The organism is Tardiphaga sp. 841_E9_N1_2, assembly GCF_051811065.1.
In the GTDB taxonomy this organism is placed as follows: domain Bacteria; phylum Pseudomonadota; class Alphaproteobacteria; order Rhizobiales; family Xanthobacteraceae; genus Tardiphaga; species Tardiphaga robiniae.
In genome coordinates this window covers 4249980-4273773 of record NZ_JBPWQC010000001.1, presented here as the reverse complement: position 1 = coordinate 4273773, position 23794 = coordinate 4249980, and the positions used below count along the sequence as shown (strand labels likewise).

Sequence of the window (23794 nt, the reverse complement as noted above, 5' to 3'; positions counted from 1 at the left end):
CTGCGGGCGATAGCTGCCATTCGCCGCCAAGGGGCGCTTTCGGGCCTATACTCCTCTACAAGTCCGCGGCTATACGTTCGCGACACTTTCCGCAGGAGAACCGCCCATGTCACCGACCTCAGCCGCACGTCAGTCCACCGCCCCTTCGCTGCGCGACCGCCTCAAGGATCCTTCGCTGCTGCGCGACAAGTGCTATATCGACGGCGCCTGGGTCGGCACCGGCGAGACCTCGGTGACCAATCCGGTCAATGAGATTGAAATTGCCAAGGTGCCCAATATGGGCGCCAAGGAAACGACGCAGGCTGTCGAGGCCGCCGAAAAGGCGTTTCCGGCCTGGGCCAAGTTCACCGCCAAGCAGCGCTCCAACATCCTTCGCAAGTGGTTCGAGCTGATCATCGCCAACCGCGAGGATCTCGCGCTGATCCTGACCACCGAGCAGGGCAAGCCGCTGGCCGAAGCGCTGGGCGAGGTCGATATCGGCGCCGCCTATATCGAATTCTTCGCTGAGGAAGCCCGCCGCGTCTATGGCGAGACCATCCCGACCCAGCGTGCCGATGCACGCCTGTTGGCGATCAAGCAGCCGATCGGCGTTTGCGGCGCGATCACGCCGTGGAATTTCCCGAACTCGATGATCACCCGCAAGGTGTCACCGGCGCTGGCCGCCGGTTGCACCGTGGTGATCAAGCCTGCCAACGAGACGCCGCTGTCGGCGCTCGCGCTGGCTGAACTCGCCGAGCGTGCCGGCGTGCCGAAGGGTGTGCTGAACATCATCACCGGCGACGCATCGGCGATCGGCCTCGTGCTCTGCGAACATCCTGCGGTGCGCTTCGTCGGCTTCACCGGTTCCACCAATGTCGGCAAGATCCTCTACAGGCAGGCTTCGGTCGGTGTGAAGAAGCTCGGCCTTGAACTCGGCGGCAATGCGCCCTTCGTGGTGTTCGATGATGCCGACATCGACGCCGCCGTCGAGGGCGCGATCGTGTCGAAGTATCGCAACATGGGCCAGACCTGTGTCTGCGCCAATCGCCTCTACGCTCAGGACGCCATCTACGATCAGTTCGTCGAGAAGCTGGCGAAGAAAGTTGCGGCCATGAAGGTCGGCGACGGCACCGAGCAAGGCATCACCCAAGGCCCGCTGATCAACGAAAAGGCGATCGAGAAAGTCGAGCGTCACATCGCTGATGCCGTGAAGGGCGGCGCAAGGATCGTCACCGGCGGCAAGCGCCATGCGCTCGGTGGTACGTTCTTCGAGCCGACGGTGCTTGCCAATGTGAAGTCGGATGCGCTGGTCTCGCAGGAAGAAACCTTCGGCCCGCTGGCGCCGGTGTTCCGTTTCAAGGACGAAGCCGACGTCATCGCCATGTGCAACGCCTCGCCGTTCGGTCTGGCATCGTACTTCTATTCGCGTGATCTCGGCCGTGTCTGGCGTGTTGCGGAAGCGCTGGAGTCCGGCATGGTCGGCGTTAATACCGGCCTCATCACCACCGAAGTCGCTCCGTTCGGTGGTGTGAAGGAGTCGGGTTTGGGCCGCGAAGGCTCGCATCACGGCATGGAAGAATATGTTGAGATCAAATACATCATGATGTCAGGGATCTGAGGCGTCGCCTCCGACGCAATTAAAATTCATTATGCGTCATGCCCGGTCAGCGCGAAGCAAGCTTCGCTAGATGTGCCGGGCATTTGCATTTGGGCTGGCCGAGCCAGCGTCGCTCAGTAGCAGCGACGTACGCGCACGCCATTGACCCAGACGGTGCGGCACGCGACCGCCACCGGGCGGCGCACCACCGCGGCGCCACGATAGCCGGCGCAGCCGGCACGGTAAACGCCGCGTGCGCAGACGACGGCGTTGGCGTCGGTGGCTTCAAACGTCATCGTCGTGCCGAATGCGAGAACGGCTGCAACCATCATCAAGAAAGTACGCATGGTGATCTCCCGGCTGTGTTGGTTGGCAAAACAAAACGAAGAAAGGTTCGTGGGCTTCAGTAGGCGGTATTAAGAACGATCAAATGAGAAGTGGCTTCACGCGCAAAGAGTAGTTCGCAGGAGACGCAAAGGCTGAGTGGTCAATGAGAAATCTTGCGACGCCGCCTTGCGTCTCGATCCGACAGAACTTTTATTCAATCTCGTAAATACAAATCCTTGCCGACCAGAAACATGCGATGTGATGATTTCGCCCGGTGTTGATCTCAACAGGAGAAAGCATGTCGGATTTCAGAACCAGGTGGCTTACTTTTCACGGTCGACATATCGAGCCCGCTTCAAAGGAAATATTCAGTCACGTCGAAAAGATGGTGATCGGCACTTTGATCATCTCGGCCGGGGCGCATGTGTCGAGCAATGAGCCCCTGATCGTCCTGTTTGGATATTTGCGCCACGGTCTTGTCGGTCGCGGTGTCATGCTGTTCGGAATTGTTTTGTTGCTGCTGAATTTCCTCGATGGCCTCTACAAGCTCGCAAAGTTGGAATGGCACGTGGCGCTTCAGATCGTCATGTCGCTCTGTTACGTCATTCTGTCTGTCCGGTTGATCCAGTTGATTTTGGCCTTCCGTGGAGAGTGATCCCGCCGATTTCCGGGCGCATCGTGTTCATCGTTGAGCGAATGGCGCAAGAACGCTGGTGCAAGCCGGCGAAAGTGATGCGCTGTTGCTAGCCAGGCATTGCACGATGCGGCCGCCACCCGGCGCTATGCCGCCGCAGAGCGATCTGATGTCGCCGCCGCATGCTGATCTCATCACGAGCAATTCTTCGCGTGGCCGCATCGGCCGCAGCACGATGGCTGCAGGAGCAGCGGCGGCGGCAGGCGTAGCGGTTGTGGCTGCCGCAGCAGGTGGCGGGGCTGTGCTTTTCACTGCCGCCTTTGGTGCGGCAGTGGCGGGCGCGGGCTTGGTAGCCGGTGGTGTTGCTTCTGTCTTGGGCGCTGCAGCAGGCGTTGGCGCGGTGGCCTTCGGTGCCGCAGTTGGCGCCTGAACTGCGCGCACCGCGCCCGCACATCCCGCAGAAAGACTAGCCATGTTCTTTTGCAGGCATTGCAGCGAGGCTTCTCCACCAGGAGGAACGCTTGAGCAATGCGCGATGTAATCCGAGCGACACTGCGTCTTGATCGCGTCACGCTGCGCCTGGCTCGGCGCTTGCGCAAAGGTGGGGCTCGCGATTGCGATTAGAATGATAGTAGCCATCGATACGCGATATCGCGCGGCCAAGCCGAACATGAAATTCATCGCTGAAATCCTCGTTGCTACCGCCCGGTTAGTCAGGGCAACTGCGTAAAATCTTCAAGAAGCGTGAGTTCTGAAAGGCATTCGCAAAACAACTTCGGTCCGACATCATTTTACGGTTTCGGTTTCACTACAAGTGGATTGTTGCTATTGATGCGGGCGGCTGTCGTTTTTGGCCAAGGCTTTTTTTGAGAGTCTTTTGATTGAGGCAGGACAATGCGATTTGTGCGCGCCTGTTCATCTGGACCGAAAACCCGCATTGAGCAGCTGCAGCATGTCACGGTCATGCGTGTTTCAAGCATCGCGCTGGCGAGTCTCTTTTTAAGTGCCTGCGAGCAAAACACTTTCGTGCAGCCACCGCCGCCGAAAGTTGAGGTGGTGGTCCCTGTGCAGCGCGGCATCACACGCTTCCTCGAAGCGACAGGCAATACAGCACCGATCAAGAATGTCGATCTCGTGGCGCGCGTTCAGGGCGTTCTGCAGTCGATCAACTACCAGGACGGCTCCTTCGTCAAGCAGGGCACGACGCTGTTCACGATCGAGCCTGAGACATACCAGTTGAAGCTTGAACAGGCGCAGGCTGCGGAAGCCGGTGCGCAGGCGTCTGCAAAGCAGGCAGAATCGGATTTCAAGCGCCAGTCGGACCTCGTATCCCGGCAGGTTGTTGCGCAGTCAACGCTCGAGCAGTCGACGGCGACACGAGAAAATTCACAAGCCAATCTGCAGCAGGCGCAAGTCAACACTAAAATCGCGGCCGTCAATTACGGTTATACGAATGTCATTGCGCCATTTGACGGCATCGTCAGCGCACATCTGGTGTCGGTTGGCGAACTGGTTGGTGTCGCGTCGCCGACCCAGCTTGCGACGATCGTGCAGCTCGACCCGATTTATGTGAATTTCAACGTCAACGAACAGGACGTTCTGCGCATCCGAGATGAAGCCCGGCGACGCGGGCTGACGGTGAACGATCTCAGGCAGCTGCCGATCGAGATCGGACTGCAGACCGAGACTGGTTTTCCGCACAAGGGCCAGATCGACTACATCTCGCCGACCATCAACCAGTCGACGGGTACGCTGCCGGTGCGAGGTGTTCTGCCAAATCCGGATCGCATCCTGTTGCCGGGTTTTTATGTTCGCGTGCGCGTGCCTATCGACCAGCAGGACAACGCCCTGCTGGTGCCGGATGTATCGCTCGGCAGCGATCAGGCCGGGCGTTATGTGCTGGTCGTGAATGGCGACAATGTCATCGAGCAGCGCAAGGTCGTCACCGGCCAGCTGGAAGGTGAGCTTCGCGTAATTGAAAGCGGTCTGAAGCCGGATGATCGCGTCGTCATTGCAGGCCTGCTGCGTGCCATTCCGGGGCAGAAGGTCGATCCGCAACTGAGAAAGATCGAAGCGCCGACCCCGACCAAATAGGACAGGTCATGATTTCGAAGTTCTTCATCGAGCGGCCGGTCCTGTCCAATGTCATCGCGTTGCTGATGATCCTGATCGGCGGCGTCTCGCTCTATGGCCTCGCAGTCGCACAATATCCGGACGTGGTGCCGCCGACCGTCCAGGTGACGACGCGCTATCCCGGCGCCAGCGCCAAGACCATCGTCGACACGGTGGCGCTGCCGATCGAGCAGCAGGTGAATGGCGTCGAGGACATGCTCTATATGCAGTCCTACAGCGCAGCCGATGGTACCTATTCACTTACGGTCACGTTCAAGATCGGTACCGATCTGAATTTTGCGCAGGTGTTGGTGCAGAACCGCGTATCGAGCGCGCTGTCGTCGCTGCCGACCGCCGTGCAGAATCAGGGCGTGACCGTTCAGAAGAAATCGACGGCAATCCTGTTGTTCGTGACACTGACGTCGCCCAAATCGACCTATGACAGCCTGTTTCTGAGCAATTACGCCACGATCAACATCCGGGACGAGCTGTCGCGTCTGTCGGGGGTCGGCAATGTGACGGTGTTCGGCGCCGGCCAGTATTCGATGCGGATATGGCTGGATCCGAGCAAGCTGCAAGTGCGCGGGCTGATGCCGCAGGATATCATCCAGTCCATCCAGCAGCAGAGCCAGCAGGTTTCTGCGGGGCAAATCGGCATGCCGCCGACGCCCGCGGGACAGGCCTTCCAGTACACGCTGAACATCAACGGGCGGCTGGATGATCCCGGTGAATTCGAGGGCATCATCGTCAAGACCGGCGACAATGGCGATGTCACGCGGGTCCGTGACGTCGGACGCGTCGAATTGGGTGCGCAGACCTACAGCCAGATCTTTTCGCTCAACCAGAAGCCAGCCGTCGGCATCGGCGTATTCCAGTCGCCGGGCGCCAATGCGCTCGAGGTGGAGAAGGCTGTCGAGAAGAAGATGGCGGCGCTGGCCACGCAATTTCCCGACGACATCAAATACGACACGCCGTTCGACACCACGAAATTCGTCCAGGCATCGATCAACGAGGTCTACAAGACGCTCCTCGAAGCAGGTTTGCTAGTGCTGGTGGTCATCCTGATCTTCCTGCAGGACTGGCGCGCGATGCTGGTGCCGGCGACCACTGTGCCGGTGACGATCATCGGCGCCTTCGCGGCGATGGCGGTGCTCGGTTTCACCATCAATCTGTCGACCCTGTTTGCCATTGTGCTGGCGATCGGCATTGTCGTCGACGATGCCATCGTGGTTGTCGAAGGCGCGGCCTACAATATCGAGCAGGGCATGTCCGGCCATGACGCGGCGATCAGCGCGATGGACAAGCTGTTCGCCCCGATCATCGGCATCACGCTGGTGCTGATTTCGGTGTTCCTGCCGGCGGCATTCCTGCCCGGGCTGACGGGGCGCATGTACGCGCAATTTGCACTGGTCATCGCAGCCACGGCGCTGCTCAGCGCCGTCAATGCGGCCACGCTGAAGCCGACACAATGCGCATTGTGGCTGCGCCGCCCGGTGCCGCCGGAGAAGCGCAATTTTTTCTATCGTGGGTTCAACAGGGTCTACGACCGGCTCGAACGGGGCTATGCCGCTCTGATCGGTCGCATGGTCGCGCACAGCAATCTCTCGGTTGCCCTAGCATTGATCCTGATCAGTATTGGCGGTTACGGCCTATCCCGGATTCCCACCGGCTTCATCCCGATCGAGGATCAAGGTTATCTGCTGGTCGCAGTCCAGTTGCCCGATGGTGCCGCGCTGGATCGGACTCAGCGTGTACTCGATCGGGTCAGTGAATTGGCCGCGAAGACGCCAGCGGTGGAACAGGTGGTTACCATCGCCGGCATCTCCGCGCTCGACAGCAGCTCCAGCCTGGCCAATGCCGGTGTCGCCTATCTGATCCTGAAAGAATGGAGCGAGCGCGGACCGGGACAGGATCTTCGTTCGCTGTTCGTTGGATTGAACGAGAGCCTGTCGGTGATTCCAGAGGCGCGCATTCTGGTGATCCCGCCGCCGCCCATTCAGGGCATCGGCAACGCGGCGGGCTTCGCCATGCAGATCGAACTGCGCGATGGCAATGCCGATTACAGCAAGCTGCAGGCGATCACCGGGGCGATTGTAGCTAATGCAGAGACGCAGAGTGCCTTGCAGCGCGTCAGTTCGCCGTTCCGCTCAATGGTGCCGCAATTCGATATCGAGATCGACCGTATCAAGACCCAGACCCTGCATGTCACGACGGATCAGGTGTTCTCAACCCTGTCGTCCTATCTGGGCTCGTCCTTCGTCAACCAGTTCAACAAGTTTGGCCGCACCTTTCAGGTCTACACACAAGCAGATGCCAAATTCCGGCTGACTGCCCGGGACATCGAGAACCTGATGGTCCGCAACCAGCAGGGCAACATGGTTCCGCTTGGCACCGTGGCGAAGATTACGCCTGCCGTGGGGCCGTCGCTGATCAGTCTCTATAATCTTTATCCGACGGCGACGGTGATCGGCCTGCCAGCACAGGGCTACAGTTCGGGGCAATCCATGGCATTGATGGAGCAGATTGCGGCGAAGACGCTGCCTCCGGGAACGGGCTTCGAGTGGACGGCGATGTCGTATCAGGAAAAGATCGTCGGCAATCAGCTCTATTATGTGTTCGGTCTTGCGTTGCTGCTCGTCTATCTGGTGCTCGCGGGGCAGTATGAAAGCTGGTACGCGCCGATTTCGGTGATCCTGGCCGTGCCGCTGTCACTGCTCGGCCCGATGGCGGTACTCACCGCGCTGCGAATCGAGAACAATCTCTACACTCAGATCGGCATTATTCTTTTGATCGCGCTGTCGGCGAAGAACGCGATCCTGATCGTTGAGGTGGCGATCGAACTGCACGTGCATGATCGCAAGCCACTACTGGAGTCGGCGGTCGCAGCCGCACGTGCGCGATTCAGGCCGATCCTGATGACGTCCTTCGCCTTCATTCTCGGCGTGCTGCCGCTGGTGCTCGCGACCGGCGCCGGCGCCAACGCCCGCAAGTCGATCGGCATCACCGTATTCTCGGGCATGCTTGCCTCGACCTGCCTTGCCGTCCTGTTCGTTCCGACCTTTTTTGTCGTTGTCCAAAGGTGGGAGAACTGGCGCGCCAGCCGCAAGGCAACGAAACCTGCCAATTCGACCGTCGGTGCCGGCGGTCCCAACTCGTAGACGATCGTGACATCCGTTTCAGATGCGCCGCGTGGACTATTCTTACCTTCGCAACACCGCAATCATCCGGCTCGCAAAAGCCAGCCGTTCCGCCATGACCGACACGAAATAAGTCAGCAGTTTCTGGCTCAATGCTGGATGGTTCTGCTTGATGTCCTCGAAGGCGTCGGCGCGCAGCAGATACAGCACGCTCGCGATCTCTGCCTGGATGGTGGCGCTGCGGGGAGCATAGGCGACAAGGCCCATTTCGCCCACCGTCGTGTAACGCCCGAGGCTGCGCACCCGCGTCAGCTTGCCATCGCCCGCCGGCACCATGATGCCGAGTCGGCCGTCCAGAATGAAGTGCATGGAATCGGCAGCGTCGCCGGCTTGAACGATGATCTCGCCGGCAACGACCTCGACGCGCTGGCAGCGGCGCATCAGTTCTTCGGAATCGTCGGCGGTGCGCAGGATCTTGGTGAACCAGTCGCGCAGGTTGGCTTCTTCTTCGGCGAGCCCGCGATGCCGCGCGATCACCTCGTTCTCGCACCACTCCAGCGCGTGATCGAGTTCGCCCATGACCTTGACGGCGTCATCGATGAACAGGCTGGCGCGCAAATTGCGATTGGCTGAGGGATGAAGATTGGCGAGCACCAGCGTGGTGCCGTGGCCTTCGGCGATGCGCTTGATCTGGGCGAAGCTGTGGGCGGCCGACGAATCGATGCCCGTCACCAGCTTGAAGTCGAAGACGAGATAGCGGCACTCGGGATGACGGCGCAGCAGCGCCTTGACATGCAGATAGAGCCGGTTGGCCGAGCCGAAGAACAAATAGCTCTGCAGGTTAAGGCCCTGGATTTCGCGGCCATGCGCCGCCAGCGTACGCTGATCCTCAAGTGATCGATCGAGCGAACTGCGATATTCCGAGCCATCGAAACCGTATTTGATCGAGGATACCCGCGATACGCTGAGCGCAAAGGTGGCGCAGCCGATCACGATGCCGATCAGCACTCCGGCTACGAACCCCCATGTGAGAATAATGATGATGATTGCCAGCAGGGACAGGTAGTCGAGCAGCGACAGCCGCTTGCGGGAGTCGACGATCCAGCGATGAAGTTGCTCCAAGCCGAGATACAGCAATAGGCCGCCGAGCACGAAGCGCGGCATATAGGCCAGCAGCGCGGGGTCGACGACGAGCATCAGCGCGGCTGCCGCCGCGACGGTGAGGCCCGAAAGCCGCCCCGTGGCACCGCTGTTGCGATTCAGGAGCGAACGACTGATCGAGATGCAGCCGGCATAGCCTCCCAGTACCCCGGCCAGGATATTGGCCGCCCCGGTCGCATTGAGCTCGCGTTCGATATCGGCTTCCCGATGTGCGGCGACTTCGAGGCCCGTCGTATTGAACAGGGTACTCACGGCCGTCACGAAGATCACAGCGATGAAATTGCCGATGAGTCCGGGCAGCGCCTGCCATGGATAGCCGTCGCTGAAGAAGGCCCAGGGTAAGGTCAGGTTGGCCTTAGGCGGCGATGCGAAGGTCCAGCCCATAGCCTGGGCCTCGATCACGGACACACCGGCGATCTTGAAAACTAGATGAGCCGCTATGACGCTCCCGATGAGAATCATCGGCAGGCCTAGTGGCTTACGGGACCGATGCCAGGTCGCATAGATGGTGAGTGCGACGGCTACCGCGGCCAGCAACTCGTAGAACATCATCGGATTGGCGAGTTTTGCCAGGTTCGCCCATTGCAGCTTGTAGCCGGTGATCACCTGAATGGCGCCGGTGACGATCAGGCAGGCGGTGGCTCCCAAAAATCCGCCGATCACCGGATAGGGCACATAGCGGATAGCGCGTCCCATGCGGGTAACGCCGAAGCCGCACAGCACAATGCCGGTGATGATCGTGGCCGAGGATAGGGTGATGAGCACCGGGCCAAGCAAGGCAGACGGTGCATCGGCCGTAACGATGTGCTCGACCAGAGCCGCCGCCAGGATGGCGGTGACGGCTGCGGTCGAGCTCTCGGGGCCGGCGACCGCGAAGGGGAACGAACTGCCAAGGGCGATCAGGGCGGCTATGACGCTTGCAGAGATGAAGGTCGCGGCAATGCCGTAGGGCAGCAGCGAGGCCAGCGGCCCGGTGAAGATCAGCACCGAATAGGAGAGGCCGAAGCTGATGGTGAGGACGCTGGCGATCAGGCCGCCGAACACGTCATTACGCCATGCGTGCAACACGCCCGGGCTGACAAGGGAGTCAGTCATGGGCGGCTACTTTCGCAATGACGGGCGATGAGGAGTGCGGGCCGGAAGTATGTCACGCGCGAACCTGTAGGAGCGCTGCGCGACAGGCGCAACCGCCGCCGTCTCTGGTAGACGACGGTGAGATGTACGGACAAGACTATTTTTATGACAGTCCGAGGGAAAGACAGTCAGTTTGTTAGTTGATGACCAGCTCCGTGCCGGTCAGGCGGTGGTAGGCCTCCAAATAGCGCTTGCTGGTCGCGTCGATCACCTCAGGGGGCAGCGGCGGCGGCGGGGCTTCACCGTTCCAGCGGCCGGCGCGGCGCTCGATGTCGAGATAGTCGCGCAGCGGCTGCTTGTCGAAGCTCGGCTGCGGCTGGCCCGGTCTATAGACGTCGGCGGCCCAGAAGCGGGAGCTGTCGGGGGTCATCACCTCGTCGATCAGGATGATGCGGCCATTGCCTTCCCTGCCGAATTCGAACTTGGTGTCGCCGATGATGATGCCTGCCTCGCGGGCGATCTCTTCACCCTGGGTGTAGACGGCGCGAGTCATGCTCTCGAGCGTGAAGGCATCCTCCTCGCCGATGATCTCGCGCATCCGGGCGATGGTGATGTTCTCGTCATGGCCGGTCTCGGCCTTGGTGGCCGGGCTGAACAGCGGCTCAGGGAATTTCTGGCTTTCAAGCAGTCCGGCTTCCAGCTTCTCGCCGGCCAGCGTGCCGCTCGCGGCATATTCCTTCCAGGCCGAGCCCGAAATGTAGCCGCGGATCACGCATTCGATCGGAAACACGGTGGTGCGGCGGCACAACATGGCGCGACCGGCCAAGGCGGCGCGGTGACCTGCGAGAGCCGGCACCTGCTGGATGATCTCGTCAGCATCGGCGGAGATCATGTGATGCGGGACCACGCCGCCAAGCTGGTTGAACCACCAGGCGCTGATCTGGGTCAGCACCGCGCCCTTCATCGGGATGGTCTCGTGCATGACCACGTCGAAGGCGCTGATGCGGTCGGTGGTCAGCAGCAGTACGCGGTCGTCGCCGACGGAATAGATATCGCGCACCTTGCCGCGACCAATCTTGGGGAGGGGCAGGTCGCTGGTGGCCATCGTGGTCATGTCAGGGTCTTTCGAAAACAGAGTCGTCCGGCGTCTGGCCGGCGGCGGCGTGATGAAGGAGTGAGCCTATTCCGGCAGCGGGATGAATTCGTGTTCGTTGGGCACATGGGCGAAGCGGCCGGTCTTCCAGTCCTCTTTCGCCTGCTCGATGCGCTCCTTGCTGGAGGACACGAAATTCCACCACAGGTGCCTCGGCCCTTCCAGCGCGTCGCCGCCGAGGAACATCATACGGGTATTGCGCGTCGCCTTGATGGTGATGGCATCGCCGGGCCGGAAAATCAGCAGTTGCGGCCCCTCATGGCGGTCGCCGGCGATCTCGATCTCGCCATCAACCACATAGACTGCACGTTCCTCATGGTCGGGATCGAGCGGCACGCTGGTGCCGGCCTCAACGGCCACTTCGGCATAGAACCATGGCGATACCATCGACACCGGCGATGCTTTGCCAAACGCCTTGCCGGCGATCACGCGCGCGGTGAAGCCGGTGTCGGTGATGGTCGGTAGGCTGTCCGCGGCATAATGCTGGAACGACGGCGCGATTTCCTCGGAGCCCTTGGGCAGCGCGATCCAGCTCTGCAGGCCCAGCATCTTCTGGCCGTCGCGGCGTTGCACGTCCGGCGTGCGCTCGGAATGGGCGATGCCCTTTCCGGCGGTCATCAGATTCATGGCACCCGGCTGGATCTCGCGGACATTGCCCTCGCTGTCGCGATGCATGATCGCGCCGTCGAACAGATAGGTGACGGTGGCGAGACCGATATGCGGATGCGGTCGCACATCCATGCCCTTGCCGGAGATGAACTGCATCGGGCCGAAATGGTCGAAGAAAATGAACGGGCCGACCATCTGCCGCTTGCCATGGGGCAGGGCACGGCGGACGAGAAAGCCGTCGCCGAGATCGCGGGTGCGCGGCACGATCACGAGCTCCAGCGCATCACAGGTCTGCGCGTCGCCGAGGATCGGATCTTCTGAAGGTTGCCAGCTCATGAGGGCTCCATAGGGTTGAGGCCATCATAGCAGCATTTGGCGGGGTGGGTAAAAGGGGCAGCTTCTCCGGTCTCTCAGTCGTTATGCCCGGCGAATGCCGGGTATCCACGTCTTTTCCCAGCGGGATGCAAGGCGTGAATGGCCGGGACAAGCCCGGCCATGACGGAGTGTGGTGTTCGAAAAAGAGCCTTACAGCGGCTTGATCTGGACCTTGCGGAATTTCACCACGCCGGAGCCGTATTGCAGGGCGATCGGGCCGGCGGCGTGCTTGGTGTCCTCGACATCGACGGTCTTTTCGCCGTTCAGGATGACAGTGAGCTTCGGACCTTTCGCCGTGATTTCATAGGTGTTCCACTTGTCCGCCGCCTTAGGCATCGGATTGACCTTGGCCACATCGACAATGGCGCCGGTGCCATAGGACGGGTCGGGCCGCTTGTCGAAGATGTTGACCTCATAGCAGGTCTTGCCATCGATCACCTTCGGGTTATCGCAGCGGATGAAGATGCCGCTATTGGCTTCGGCATCGGTCCAGAACTCGGCCTTGATCTGGAAATCCTTGTAAGGCGTCTTGCTGACGAGATAAGCGAGATCCTTGCCGGAGAGCAGCTTGTCGGCGGCGAGCGCGCCGTCCTTCATCTCCCAATTGGCGTCGCCAACCTTGTCCCAGTCACCCATCTTGGTGCTGTCGACCAGCGTGACCCAGCCGTCAGACTGGCTCATGGCAGGCTGGATTGTCGTAAGAGCCGCAACGCCGATGACGAATCCGGCCGCAATCGCTGTAACGCGCAACATAAAGGTCTCCTCCCGTTTGCTTTTTATTGGTGTGACGTTAGCCACGGGCGAATGCGGTTGTAAATCTACTTCACATTGTGCGGTGCGCTAACGCTTGATGCCTTGCGCTTAGCTGCTGGGCCGCGGGTCGTTCGTTCGTCCAGCAGCACTTTTTGCATTGCTTGGACGTTCGGTGAAGCTGCGCCCTTGCGCCAGATCAGCACGGTCTCGGCGTGATTCTCGCCGCGTGGCAGGCGATGCACGGTGAGCCGCTTGCCCTCCGGGAATGTCGACAGCACGCTTTCCGGCAGCAGCGCGATGCCCATCCCCGCGACTACGCAGCCGAGCATGGCGTGATAGGAGCCGAGTTCGATGGTGCGCTCGGGCATCTCACCGCGCTTTGCATACCAGTCTTCCAGCCGCTTGCGATGCGGGCAGCCGTTCTCGAACACCAGCACCGCGCGCGGCGCTTTTTCCTTGCGACCGATCGGCGGATGGCGTGGCGACGACACGATCACCGGCTCCTCGTCGAACGCATGCATGCGGTCGAACGGCGCCGCGGCGATCGGCTCAGCCACGAAGGCGGCATCGAGATCGCCGGCGAGGATGCCCTTCGCGAGCGTCTCCGGATTGCCGATGCGCATTTCGAGCTGCACGTCGGGATAGCGGCGGTGAAATTCGTTCAGCGGTCCGGGCAACCGCACCGCTGCAGTGCTCTCCATGGCGCCGAGGCGGAAGACGCCCCGCGGCCGCGGGTCCTGCACCGCGTCGCGGGCCTCGTCGGCGAGCGCCAGCAGCCGGTCGGCATAGCCGAGCAGCGTTTGACCTGCGGGCGTCAGATGCAACCGCTTGCCCTCGCGCACGAACAGCGCCGTGCCGAGATCGTCTTCGAGCTGACGCACCCGCGTCGTCACGTTGGACTGCACGCGATGCAACCGCTCCGCGGCGCGCGTCACACCGCCTTCGCGCACAACGGCGCGGAAGATGCGCAGCTCGGACAGATCCATACATCTCTCCATGAGATCGAAATGATCTTGATTATTCATTTTATGGGATGAAATGCGCCGGGTAAACCCATCGTGGCCAGCGTCACAGCATAAGCGGAGAGGGTGGACATGATCGAGGATGAACCCGAACCGCACGCGCACGATGCGCGCTACCTGACGCCGCTGCAATGGACCGCGCTGAAGCGAATCACTATTCAGCGCGCTCATGCCGAGCGCGGCCAGATGTTGCGTTCAGTCGCGAGCGCGGCCGTTGCAGCCCTGCGTCACGGCTGGCGCTGCCTGCGCGAGCGGCAACAGGCGCGTGACCAACTACGCTCCATGAGCGACTACGAATTGCACGATATTGGCGTGACCCGCGCCGGCATTGATGCCGTGACCCGCCGCGGCCATGACGATGCGACGCAGGACGCGTCACAACGATCACATTAAAACTGGAGAGCCATGATGTCGAAAGCCTACTGGATTGTCCGCGTCTCGGTGCGCGACGAGGGCCGTTATCCGGAATATCTCGCTGCGGCCAAGCCGGCGTTCGACAAGTTCGGCGCACGGTTCATCGTGCGCGGCGGCGCCTTCGAAACCATGGAAGGCGACGCCCGCGATCGCAATGTGGTGGTGGAATTCGCCGACCGCGCGACCGCAACCGCCTGCTACCGTAGCCCGGAATACGAAAACCGCCAGATCCATCCGGCAAAAATACGCCGATGCCGATTTTATCATCATCGACGGAGCCTGATGTCCGTTACCGTCCCAGCGCCGTCGCCGTTGCCACGCGGTCAAAACTCTCAAGCGAGAGGATCGCATCCGCGAATTTCTCGGCGCGATTGTTCAGCACGGGACGGGCAAGCTGCAGGAATTTCTGCTGCATGGCGGCGGCATCGGGAAACGATGTCGGCTCGCCCGACGGATCGGCATAGATGCGCTCATGCACGCCGTCCTCGGTGGTGATGCTGACCCGGGCGCCGAACGGATGGCGCTTGCCTTCGAGGCGTTCGTCCTGAACCACGTCGAAACGGTCGGCTAGCGTGTTGATTGCGCTGTCGCCGAGACGCTTGTAGTCGTCCCAGCCGAAGCTGCCCTGGTCGAGCGCCAGCGCGCCGGTGAAGAACATCGAGAACTGGCCGCCAACGATGGAGGTCGGATGGCGCTTGGTGGCGGCGTCGCCGGTCAGCGTGATGCCGTTGCGATGCAGGCCGATCTCGACGCGCTTGACCTGATCGGGTGTCAGATTGTGCTCGCGCCGCATCGCGACCAATGCGTCGATGGCGGCATGCGTGTAGCGGCAGCTCGGATAGGGCTTGATGCCGATCTTCATGGTCTCATAAACCGAGCCGAGATCGGCCACGGCCTTTTCCGGATGCGCGTTGTCGCTGTAGCCGACCAGGAGGCCATGCTTGCCCTCGACGGATTCGGTCGCGCCGACGAATTCGTTGCGCGCCAAGGTCGCGGCGATCACGCCGTTCATGGCGGCCGCGCCGACCTGATAGCGCTTGTTCCAGGCGCCGTTGACGAGGAATTGCAGCGAACCCGCCGCCTGGCTGCCCGACACGCCGAAGGCCGAGATGAGCTGATCCTTCGATAGCCCGAACAATTTTCCGGCTGCAGCCGCAGCGCCGTAGGTGCCGGCGGTGGCAGTGGGGTGGAAGCCCTTGGCATAATGCGAGGTCGGATCGAGCGCGTTGCCCAGCCGGCAGCAGACTTCATAGCCGGCGACGATGGCTGTCAGCACCGCTTTGCCGGATGCGCCGACCATTTCGCCGACGGCAAAGGCGGAGGGTACCACGGGAGCGCTGGGATGCAGCGAGGAATCAGCATGGGTATCGTCGAAATCGAGCGAGTGGCCGAGCGCGCCGTTGAGCAGGGCGGCCACGGCCGGTGTCCAGGTCTTGCTGTCGCCGAACACGGTGGATTCGCCCCTGCCGTCCAGCGACAGGGCCTCCAGCATCTTCAGCAGTGAGGGGGTAGATTCGGCCTCGCTGCGGGCACGGATGGTGCTGCCGAGATAATCGAGGGTGAGGACCTTGGCGCGTTCCAGCACGTCCTGCGGAATGTCGTCGAATTTCAGGTCCGCGACATAAGCGGCAAGCGTTGCGGTCTCATTGGCCATTGTGTTTCCTCACTCTTGTTGAAATAGCCTTAGGCGGACCAAATCGGCGTTTCAAGCGGCCATGGCGACGCGTGGATCAGCCATGCTGAAACTGGTTCGTCAAAATCCGTTTCAGGGATCAATTCTGACATGTCCGCATCGAAGCGAATTCTCGGCTTCCTGAAACGGGTGGTTGCCTTCTTCCGGGCGCGAAAGGTCGAACTCGGCCTCGGCGTCCGGGTGACCACGGCGGCGCTTGCTGCGCTGATCATAGCCCTGACCGTCGGGCTGAAACTGCCGCTGTGGGCTGTGCTGACGGCGATCATTGTCACCCAGATGAGTGTCGGGCGGTCGCTGAAGGCAACACGTGATTATCTGGTCGGCACGATCGGCGGCGCCATCTATGGCGGCGCGGTTGCGATCCTGATCCCGCATTCCAATGAAGGTGCGCTGCTCGCGGTGCTTGTGCTCTCCGTGGCGCCACTGGCCTTCATCGCGGCGATCAATCCGAGCCTCAATGTCGCGACCGTGACGGCCATCATCGTGCTGCTGCTGCCGATGATGAACCACAACACGCCGCTGGAATCCGCCATCGATCGTGTGCTCGAAGTCACGGTCGGTGCCGTTACAGGTCTTCTGGTATCGTTCCTGGTGCTGCCGTCGCGGGCGCATAGCCAAGTCCGGGCCAGTTCGGCGGAAGCGCTCGATCTGATCGCAACGGCGTTGACCGAACTGCTGGCGTCATTGACGCGCGGGCGCGACAATGAGGCACTGCACCGGTTGCAGGATGGCATCGGCCATGCGCTCACCAATCTGAATGCGATCGGCGCCGAAGCCGAGCGCGAGCGTGCGGCGCATCTGTCCAGCGGCCCTGACACTGGCCCGCTGCTGCGCACAACGCTGCGGCTGCGGCATGACCTGGTCATGATCGGGCGGTCCACTGTGGTGCCGTTGCCATCCGCGTTGCAGGTCAGGCTGGCGGGTCCGCTGTCGCGGGTTAGCGATGCTATGACGACGTTTCTGCATTCGACCGCCGTAGCACTGCGCAGCGGCACCGGCGCGCCGGCGATCTGGCCGGTGCAGACCGCACTACAGGCTTATGCAGGAGAGGTCGGTGCGCTTCGGCAAGAGGGGCTAACGCGCGGATTACCCGGCGATGTAGCCGAGCGCTTCTTCGCGATCGGCTTTTCGCTGGAACAGATGCGGCAGAATTTGAAGGATCTCGAACGTTGCGTCGCCGAATGGGCCGAGACGGATCCGGTGAGCAAGGAGCCTACTGACGCGATTTGAGCAATGCCAAGGCGTGGAGCTGCAGCTTTTCCGGGTCGCGCTCCCCGCGCGATGCTTCATCGAGAATACTGCTCGAGAGCAACTGCACGGCGTCCGATGAAATCCGCAGCGGCAATTCATCGAGGCAGCGATCCAGCGCTGTGGACATCGCAGCGACCGTCTCCGGGCCGAACGACTGGTTTCGTTGGTCGTCAGCTTGGGGCGCCAGATCGGGAGATGCGACGTCACGAATGCGGGCGGAAAGCCGCGCCGCCTCGGCGAGTACGCGGAGGTAAATCAATCCGGCCTCGCTGAGCGCCTTTTCATCGATCTGTCCTGACCGCGCCACGGCGACAATCCGCGCGGCAAGGCGGCGGCGGTTCTCGGGCGTGTCCGCGGACTCGCCTTCATGCGTCACAAAGGGCTGCCAAGCGGCGTCAAACGCGTGCGCCAGCGTGACTTTCAGCTCCTCGTTCTGCGGATCAATCTCTGTAAATGGCATATGGGCTAACGGGCTGCGATGACCCAGGTTCCCCACGGCTGCCACGGCAAATTCAGCGCGTGACCTGCCGCAGCATGGAACGGACCACCATTCGGTGAAACGGCTTGATGACCGTCAGGTAGATACGTCCGAGCCAGTTATGCATCAGCACGACGGTCGTTGCCGTAACGCGCTGGCCGGTACCGTCCGCTGCGACATCGACCACGACGCGAAAATCGAGATGATTGTCATTGAAGCCCGCGATCAGACGCTGCGGCGTCTCGCTGAGCACAGGGAAAAAGCCGACCTTGTCGACATTGGCGTGACGCGCGGATTGCGCCGTCTTCAGCCCGAAGGGCGCAACGATCAGATCCCGCAGCCGCATCAAGGCGTCCACCCAAGGCGGAGAATGGCTGAGCATGCGGGTGGCGGCGTCGCGGGCGGTCAGGTCCGTCGTCTCGGTCGTGATACTGAAGGCGTCGGCGAATTGTGCGCCGGTCAGCAGGCTCTTGGTATCGATCGTTGGGTGAACCATGGAGATGGTCATAGGACCTCCGTAGACGTCAAGGAACGGCGCCGCACGCCGTCGGTTACGCCGCTCTGCAGCATAACATGTCTTTGCATCCGGCGCCGGATACTCCCTAAGATCACGGAAAAATCAGGCAAAGATCTACTTAGACAAGACCTGGTCAGGGAGGATTTGGGATGGCTTGGTTCAGGCTTGCTCCGCTCTGTCTGGTGCTGATCGCGCCGCTGTGTGCATCCGCACAGGATTATCCCACCCGTCCCATCACGCTCGTTGTGCCATTCGCTGCCGGCGGCAGTTCCGATGTCAACGCACGGCTGATTGCCGAACAGATGAGCCGGCATCTCGGTCAGCCCATCGTGATCGAAAATATCGGCGGTGCGGGCGGGGCCGTGGCGCTGGCTCGCGTCGCGCAGGCCCCGCCTGACGGCTACACCATCGTGCAGGGCAATAGCGGCACCAATACTGCGGTCTACCTGTTCACGCCCGATGTGAAATTCGCGCCGTCGGATTTTGCAGGCATCGGCATGTTCAACAAGAGTTCGGCTATGGTTGCCATCCGGCGCAATTTTCCGGCCGACAATCTCGCGCAATTCATCGCGCATGCGAAACAGAATCCCGGCCGTCTCAATATCGGCCACTCCGGCGTGGGCTCGCAGAACTATCTATTCTGCAAGGCTTTCGTTCAGGCTGCGGGCATCGATGTCACGCTGGTCGGCTATCGCGGCGGCGGTCCGGCCCTGAATGATCTGATAGGTGGGCAGATCGATGGCATCTGCGATTCCTCGGCGTCGGTGACGCCGGCCATCCAGAGCGGTCTCATTCGCGCGATTGCGCTGGCATCCAGAACGCGCTTGCCGCATCTGCCTGACGTTCCGACCGCCAGCGAGGCCGGGTTGCCGCAATTTGAAATATCTGGCTGGTATGCGCTGTTCGCGCCGAAGGGCACGCCTGCGTCGATCATCGCGAAGCTCAATGCCGCGATGCGCGCTGCCGTTGCCAATCCCGATTATCAGAAACGCCTCGATGATCTCGGCTCGATGCCCGCCGCAGATGCCGAAATGGCGCCGGCCTATCTTGCGCATTTCGTGCCGCAGGAGATCGAACGTTTTCGAAAGATGCTGGGCGACAGCAAGTGATCTAAGGCCGGACCACCCATGCAACGGTATGGTATGGCCGTCATCGCTTCTGTGTTATAAGGGTTCCAGTCTGATTGTGAGTGGGGGACTAAGTTGGCTTATAATCGTTCGACCGTTGAAGCGGTGATCCAGCATTATTTCGACGGCCTCTACGAGGCCGATGCCGACAAGCTCGGCGCGATCTTTCATCCGACCGCGGACCTGCGCTGGGTCGAGAATGGCGAGCTGAAAGTGCTGACCATGCCGGACTGGATGCCCATGGTTCGTACGCGGACCTCGGGCAAGGTCGATGGCAAGACCCGCGATGACCTCATTGTCACCATTGATCGCTCCGACGACAAGACGGCCTTCATCAAGGTGCGCTGCCAGCTGCCGCCGCGTTATTTCACCGATTACCTGATTGCGATGAAGCTGGCCGATGGCTGGCAGATCGTCTCGAAATCCTATCGCTACGACGTGAAGGACTAACAGGCGCAAGCATCCTGTCTGCACCTGTAGAAGAGACGCGCCAGGTTCGGTTGCGCGACATTGGTTGTAAGTATCAAAAATTGCGATTGATCCCGGTCGGAATCCGTTCGCGGGCTTGACCTAAGTCAATCGCTGTGGCGGCGCAGTGAGCTAGTCGTGATGGTGTGAGGATGCTCTGTGCCGATCGGGCGCTGCGCGTCCTGCCTGACGAGCCGGTGCGAGACGAGTAGGGGATGACCGGATGATCGCGCAATTGACCAAATCGGAGCGGCAGCTCGCGCTCATCATCCTGCTGGCTCTCACGATTTGCGGCCTCGCGATGGCGATCGCCGGCCGCCAGGACCCGCTCGGCGTCCATGGTGCGATTGTCATGCTGGCGGGAATCGCCGGCACCTTCGGTGTCATTTATGTCTATTACGAGCCGGAGCCGGACGAGGCCCGGCTCGCGCTGTATTACGATGACCCTACCAAACTGGCGATCATTCTAGCGATGATCTGGGCCGTCATCGGCATGTTCATCGGCGACTGGGTCGCGTGGCAGCTGGTGTTTCCCAATCTGACGTTCGATGCTGGCTGGTCGAGCTTCGGCCGCATCCGCCCCGCGCATACCAGCGCAGTGATCTTCGGCTTCGGCGGCAATGGACTGATTGGCACCTCGCTTTATGTGCTCCAGCGCACCTCGCGCGCGCGGTTGCCGGATCAGATCAGCCCGTGGTTCGTGTTGCTCGGTTACAATCTGTTCTGCCTACTCGCCGCCACCGGCTATCTGATGGGCGTCACCCAGTCGAAGGAATATGCCGAGCCGGAATGGTATGCCGACCTCCTGCTGGAAATCGTCTGGATCGTCTATTTCGTCATCTATATGCGGACGCTGGCGCGGCGGAAGGAGCCGCATATCTACGTCGCCAACTGGTACTACATGGCCTTCATCCTGGTGGTGGCGATCCTGCATACCGTCAATAATTTGGCGATGCCGGTCTCGTTCGGTCACGCCAAGAGCTATTCGGCCTTTTCCGGCGTGCAGGATGCGATGACCCAATGGTGGTACGGCCACAACGCCGTCGCTTTCTTTCTCACCTCCGGCTTCCTCGGCATGATGTATTACTATCTGCCGGTGCGCGCGGGTCGGCCGATCTATTCCTACCGGATGTCGATCATCTCGTTCTGGGGCATCACCTTCATGTATATGTGGGTGGGCTCCCATCACCTGCATTACACGGCGCTGCCGCAATGGGTGCAGACACTCGGCATGACTTTCTCGCTGATGCTGCTGATTCCGTCCTGGGGCTCGGCCGGCAACGCTCTGCTGACGCTGAACGGCGCCTGGTACAAGGTGCGCGACGATGCGACGCTGCGTTTCATGATGGTGGCTGCGGTGTTCTACGGCCTCACCACGTTCGAGGGATCGTTCATGGCGATCCGTTCGGTGAATTCGCTGTCGCATTACACCGACTGGACCGTCGGCCACGTCCATGCCGGCGCGCTCGGCTGGGTGGCGATGATCACTTTCGGTTCGATCTATGCGTCGGTGCCGTGGCTGTGGAAGCGCGAGCGGATGTATTCGCCGGCGCTCGTCGAATGGCACTTCTGGCTCGCTGTCGCCGGCCTCTTCACATACGTCTTCGCGATGTGGAATTCAGGCATCATCCAGGGCTTGATGTGGCGCACCTATAACAGCAGCGGCACGCTGTCTTATTCCTTTATCGAGACAGTGATCGCGATGAAGCCCTATTACGTTGCGCGCGCGGTCGGCGGGTTCTTCTTCTTCGCTGGTGCGGTGATCGGTCTCTACAACATCGTCATGACTATCCGCACTGCTGATCAGCCGGCCGATGAACGTGCCGCAGATCGTCCGGCGGCACAGCCCGCTGGCGTGCCTGCGCTGCAGCCGGGAGAATGACGATGGGTTTGTTCGGTCTGCATTACAAGCTCGAACGCAAGACGATGGGCCTTGCCATCGGCATCATCATTGCCGCCAGCATCGGCGGCCTCATCGAGATCGTGCCGCTTTTCACGATCCATCAGACGGTGGAAGACGCGCCGGATATGCGCGTCTATACGCCGCTCGAAATCGCTGGCCGCAATATCTATATCCGCGAAGGCTGTTATGCCTGTCATTCGCAGATGATCCGCACTTTGCGCGATGAAGTGGAGCGTTATGGGCCATATTCGCTCGCGGTCGAATCCAAATACGACCATCCGATGCTGTGGGGCTCGAAGCGTACCGGACCGGATATCGCGCGCCTCGGCGGCAAATATTCCGACGAATGGCACGTCAAGCATCTGATCAATCCACGCGACGTGGTGCCGGAATCCGTGATGCCGCCTTACGCCTATCTCACGCGCGCCAAGGCGCGGATCGACGATCTCGGCCTGCATCTGGCCGCGCTGCGCAAGGTCGGCGTGCCCTATACGGATGAGATGATCGCCAACGCGTCGAACGATGCCTATGGCCAGACAACGCCGGATACGCCTTTCGCGGAAGGCGTCACCAAACGCTATGGCGAGGCGACCAATGTGCGCGCCTTCGATGGCCAGCCCGGCGAGCCCACCGAGATGGATGCGCTGGTCGCTTACTTGCAGATCTTGGGCAAGCTGACCGATGCGGCTCACAAGGCCAAAACGGCTGCGGCGAGAGAGTGATGATGGAGCACGAGGCCACTGTCTGGTTCGCGAAGTCCTTCGGGCTGTTCTATCTGATCGCCATGTCGATCGGCGTGGTGGTCTATGCATATTGGCCGAAGAACAAAAAGTCGTTCGACTCTGCGGCGCAGTCGATCCTCGATCCTTCCGTTGAGGACAAGCCATACGAGGCGAAGCGATGGCAGTAGAGGAACGCGATCCCGTCTCCGGCTATCTCACCACCGGTCACGAATGGAATGGCATCAAGGAACTGAACACGCCGGTGCCGCGTGCGGTGGTCTTCTTCCTCTGGGCGACCTTTCTCTATTCGGTCGTGTACTGGATCCTGATGCCGGCCTGGCCGCTCGGCATGACCTATACCAAGGGCCTGCTCAGGATCGACCAGCGCAACGTCGTGGCCGAGCAGATCAAGGACGCGGCCTCGGACCGCGCCAAGTGGAGCAAGCTGATCGAGACCGAAAGCTTCGAAGCTATCCAGGCCGATCAGAAGTTGATGAAGATCGTGCGGCAGACCGGCGCGACTTTGTTCGGCGATAATTGCGCGGCCTGTCATGGCCGCACCGCCGAGGGCGGCAACGGCTTTCCAACGCTGGTGTCGCAGGCCTTCCTGTGGGGCGGCACGCCCGATGCGATCGCTGAGACGATCCGCGTTGGCATCAATTCGCCGCACAAGGACTCGCGGACCTCGCAGATGCCGGCCTTCGGCCGTGACGGGATGCTGAAGCGCGAGCAGATCGACGATGTCGTCGACTATGTCCGCAGCCTGTCGAATCCCGCGGCGGCCAAGGCGATCGCGCCCGCGAAGCTCGCCAGCGGCAAGGCGGTGTTCACCGACAATTGCGTCGCCTGCCACGGCGAGAACGCGACCGGCAATATCGAACTCGGTGCGCCGAACCTGCGTGACAATTTCTGGATCTATAGCGGCGACGCCCAGTCGGTCTTCACGACTGTCTGGGGTGGCCGGCAAGGTCATATGCCGAGCTGGGATTCGCGACTGTCGGCGCTCGATCGCAAGATCCTCGCGCTCTATCTCGTCAACCTCAGGGCTGCCGGGCCATGAATGTAGCAGCGATGAAGCACGTCAACGCGAAGGTCTGGGTCTGGATGGCGATTGCTGCCGGTCTGCTACTGGTGCTGATGGCCAATGCGCACATGGTCTATGTGGCGTTCTCGTCGCAGCCCGACTGTATCGATCACGTCAAGCGCGGCGCCAGTGTCGCGGAAGCCGGCAAATTCAGTGCGGCGTCCTCGTCATGCACGGCGCGTCATTGAGATTGCGAGGTCGAAG

23 protein-coding genes and 1 pseudogene are annotated in these 23794 nt (G+C 61.2%); 15 read left to right on the top strand and 9 right to left on the bottom strand.

Annotation, left to right across the window (positions count from 1 at the left end; genetic code table 11):
- Window positions 1-106: 106 nt before the first annotated feature.
- On the top strand, window positions 107-1597 hold the full coding sequence (locus tag AB8A50_RS20510) for an NAD-dependent succinate-semialdehyde dehydrogenase (RefSeq protein WP_089263343.1): 1491 nt from the start codon (window positions 107-109) through the stop codon (window positions 1595-1597).
- A 113-nt stretch (window positions 1598-1710) separates the two neighbouring features.
- Here AB8A50_RS20510 and AB8A50_RS20505 read toward each other — a convergent pair whose 3' ends face one another.
- Window positions 1711-1923 carry a hypothetical protein gene (locus AB8A50_RS20505; RefSeq protein WP_089263345.1) on the bottom strand — a complete coding sequence of 71 codons (213 nt, stop codon included), beginning with the start codon at window positions 1921-1923 and terminating at the stop codon, window positions 1711-1713.
- A 278-nt stretch (window positions 1924-2201) separates the two neighbouring features.
- Between AB8A50_RS20505 and AB8A50_RS20500 the strand changes: the two genes are divergently transcribed.
- The 4 genes from AB8A50_RS20500 (at window position 2202) to AB8A50_RS20485 (ending at window position 7807) form a co-directional block, all read left to right on the top strand.
- Window positions 2202-2558, top strand: a complete 357-nt coding sequence (locus tag AB8A50_RS20500) for a hypothetical protein (RefSeq protein WP_439078755.1) — start codon at window positions 2202-2204, stop codon at window positions 2556-2558.
- A gap of 106 nt (window positions 2559-2664) precedes the next feature.
- A complete protein-coding gene (locus tag AB8A50_RS20495) occupies window positions 2665-2967 on the top strand; it encodes a hypothetical protein (RefSeq protein ID WP_439078754.1) in 303 nt (100 codons plus the stop codon).
- 533 nt (window positions 2968-3500) lie between these two features.
- Window positions 3501-4631, top strand: a complete 1131-nt coding sequence (locus AB8A50_RS20490) for an efflux RND transporter periplasmic adaptor subunit (RefSeq protein ID WP_439078753.1) — start codon at window positions 3501-3503, stop codon at window positions 4629-4631.
- A gap of 8 nt (window positions 4632-4639) precedes the next feature.
- A complete protein-coding gene (locus AB8A50_RS20485) occupies window positions 4640-7807 on the top strand; it encodes an efflux RND transporter permease subunit (RefSeq protein WP_439078752.1) in 3168 nt (1055 codons plus the stop codon).
- 42 nt (window positions 7808-7849) lie between these two features.
- Here AB8A50_RS20485 and AB8A50_RS20480 read toward each other — a convergent pair whose 3' ends face one another.
- The 5 genes from AB8A50_RS20480 to AB8A50_RS20460 all read right to left on the bottom strand — a co-directional run bounded on the left by AB8A50_RS20480 (window position 7850) and on the right by AB8A50_RS20460 (window position 13897).
- Complete coding sequence (locus tag AB8A50_RS20480) at window positions 7850-10042, bottom strand: SLC26A/SulP transporter family protein (protein ID WP_439078751.1); 2193 nt, start codon at window positions 10040-10042, stop codon at window positions 7850-7852.
- Window positions 10043-10217: 175 nt separating this feature from the next.
- The gene (locus tag AB8A50_RS20475; RefSeq protein WP_439078750.1) at window positions 10218-11135 is read right to left on the bottom strand and encodes a phosphoribosylaminoimidazolesuccinocarboxamide synthase; all 918 of its coding nucleotides are present in this window, start codon (window positions 11133-11135) and stop codon (window positions 10218-10220) included.
- 66 nt (window positions 11136-11201) lie between these two features.
- Window positions 11202-12119 carry a pirin family protein gene (locus AB8A50_RS20470; RefSeq protein WP_089263359.1) on the bottom strand — a complete coding sequence of 306 codons (918 nt, stop codon included), beginning with the start codon at window positions 12117-12119 and terminating at the stop codon, window positions 11202-11204.
- A 189-nt stretch (window positions 12120-12308) separates the two neighbouring features.
- Window positions 12309-12911: a 3-keto-disaccharide hydrolase gene (locus tag AB8A50_RS20465; protein ID WP_089263360.1), complete on the bottom strand. Its 603-nt coding sequence runs from the start codon at window positions 12909-12911 to the stop codon at window positions 12309-12311.
- Between the two features lie 65 nt (window positions 12912-12976).
- Window positions 12977-13897: a LysR substrate-binding domain-containing protein gene (locus AB8A50_RS20460; RefSeq protein WP_439078749.1), complete on the bottom strand. Its 921-nt coding sequence runs from the start codon at window positions 13895-13897 to the stop codon at window positions 12977-12979.
- Between the two features lie 108 nt (window positions 13898-14005).
- On the opposite strand from AB8A50_RS20460, the gene AB8A50_RS20455 reads away from it, so the two are divergent.
- Window positions 14006-14326, top strand: coding sequence for a DUF1127 domain-containing protein (locus AB8A50_RS20455; protein ID WP_439078748.1), 321 nt, complete (start codon window positions 14006-14008; stop codon window positions 14324-14326).
- A 15-nt stretch (window positions 14327-14341) separates the two neighbouring features.
- Window positions 14342-14630, top strand: a pseudogene (locus AB8A50_RS20450) (DUF1330 domain-containing protein).
- 6 nt (window positions 14631-14636) lie between these two features.
- On the opposite strand, the gene AB8A50_RS20445 reads toward AB8A50_RS20450, so the two are convergent.
- Window positions 14637-16001: an MmgE/PrpD family protein gene (locus AB8A50_RS20445; protein ID WP_439078747.1), complete on the bottom strand. Its 1365-nt coding sequence runs from the start codon at window positions 15999-16001 to the stop codon at window positions 14637-14639.
- Window positions 16002-16130: 129 nt separating this feature from the next.
- Between AB8A50_RS20445 and AB8A50_RS20440 the strand changes: the two genes are divergently transcribed.
- Window positions 16131-17270: an FUSC family protein gene (locus AB8A50_RS20440; RefSeq protein ID WP_439078746.1), complete on the top strand. Its 1140-nt coding sequence runs from the start codon at window positions 16131-16133 to the stop codon at window positions 17268-17270.
- Here the strand turns inward: AB8A50_RS20440 and AB8A50_RS20435 are convergent.
- A complete protein-coding gene (locus tag AB8A50_RS20435) occupies window positions 17254-17796 on the bottom strand; it encodes a hypothetical protein (protein ID WP_184512420.1) in 543 nt (180 codons plus the stop codon). The two genes, AB8A50_RS20440 and AB8A50_RS20435, sit on opposite strands and share 17 nt — an antisense overlap.
- A 7-nt stretch (window positions 17797-17803) precedes the next feature.
- Window positions 17804-18277, bottom strand: coding sequence for a DUF2867 domain-containing protein (locus AB8A50_RS20430; protein ID WP_089263368.1), 474 nt, complete (start codon window positions 18275-18277; stop codon window positions 17804-17806).
- 158 nt (window positions 18278-18435) lie between these two features.
- Here AB8A50_RS20430 and AB8A50_RS20425 point away from each other — a divergent pair, with 158 nt between their 5' ends.
- The 7 genes from AB8A50_RS20425 to AB8A50_RS20395 all read left to right on the top strand — a co-directional run bounded on the left by AB8A50_RS20425 (window position 18436) and on the right by AB8A50_RS20395 (window position 23778).
- Window positions 18436-19395: a tripartite tricarboxylate transporter substrate-binding protein gene (locus AB8A50_RS20425; RefSeq protein ID WP_439078745.1), complete on the top strand. Its 960-nt coding sequence runs from the start codon at window positions 18436-18438 to the stop codon at window positions 19393-19395.
- A gap of 93 nt (window positions 19396-19488) precedes the next feature.
- On the top strand, window positions 19489-19863 hold the full coding sequence (locus tag AB8A50_RS20420; protein ID WP_439078744.1) for a nuclear transport factor 2 family protein: 375 nt from the start codon (window positions 19489-19491) through the stop codon (window positions 19861-19863).
- 241 nt (window positions 19864-20104) lie between these two features.
- A complete protein-coding gene (ccoN, locus tag AB8A50_RS20415; RefSeq protein ID WP_439078743.1) occupies window positions 20105-21763 on the top strand; it encodes a cytochrome-c oxidase, cbb3-type subunit I in 1659 nt (552 codons plus the stop codon).
- A 2-nt stretch (window positions 21764-21765) separates the two neighbouring features.
- Entirely contained in the window at window positions 21766-22506 is a 741-nt protein-coding gene (gene ccoO, locus AB8A50_RS20410) for a cytochrome-c oxidase, cbb3-type subunit II (RefSeq protein ID WP_439078742.1), read from the top strand.
- The gene (locus AB8A50_RS20405; RefSeq protein ID WP_439078741.1) at window positions 22506-22694 is read left to right on the top strand and encodes a cbb3-type cytochrome c oxidase subunit 3; all 189 of its coding nucleotides are present in this window, start codon (window positions 22506-22508) and stop codon (window positions 22692-22694) included. The genes ccoO and AB8A50_RS20405 overlap by 1 nt, the downstream gene beginning before the upstream one ends.
- Window positions 22685-23566, top strand: coding sequence for a cytochrome-c oxidase, cbb3-type subunit III (gene ccoP, locus AB8A50_RS20400; RefSeq protein WP_439078740.1), 882 nt, complete (start codon window positions 22685-22687; stop codon window positions 23564-23566). Before AB8A50_RS20405 ends, ccoP begins: the two co-directional genes overlap by 10 nt.
- Window positions 23563-23778: a hypothetical protein gene (locus AB8A50_RS20395; protein WP_439078739.1), complete on the top strand. Its 216-nt coding sequence runs from the start codon at window positions 23563-23565 to the stop codon at window positions 23776-23778. Before ccoP ends, AB8A50_RS20395 begins: the two co-directional genes overlap by 4 nt.
- Window positions 23779-23794: the final 16 nt, after the last annotated feature.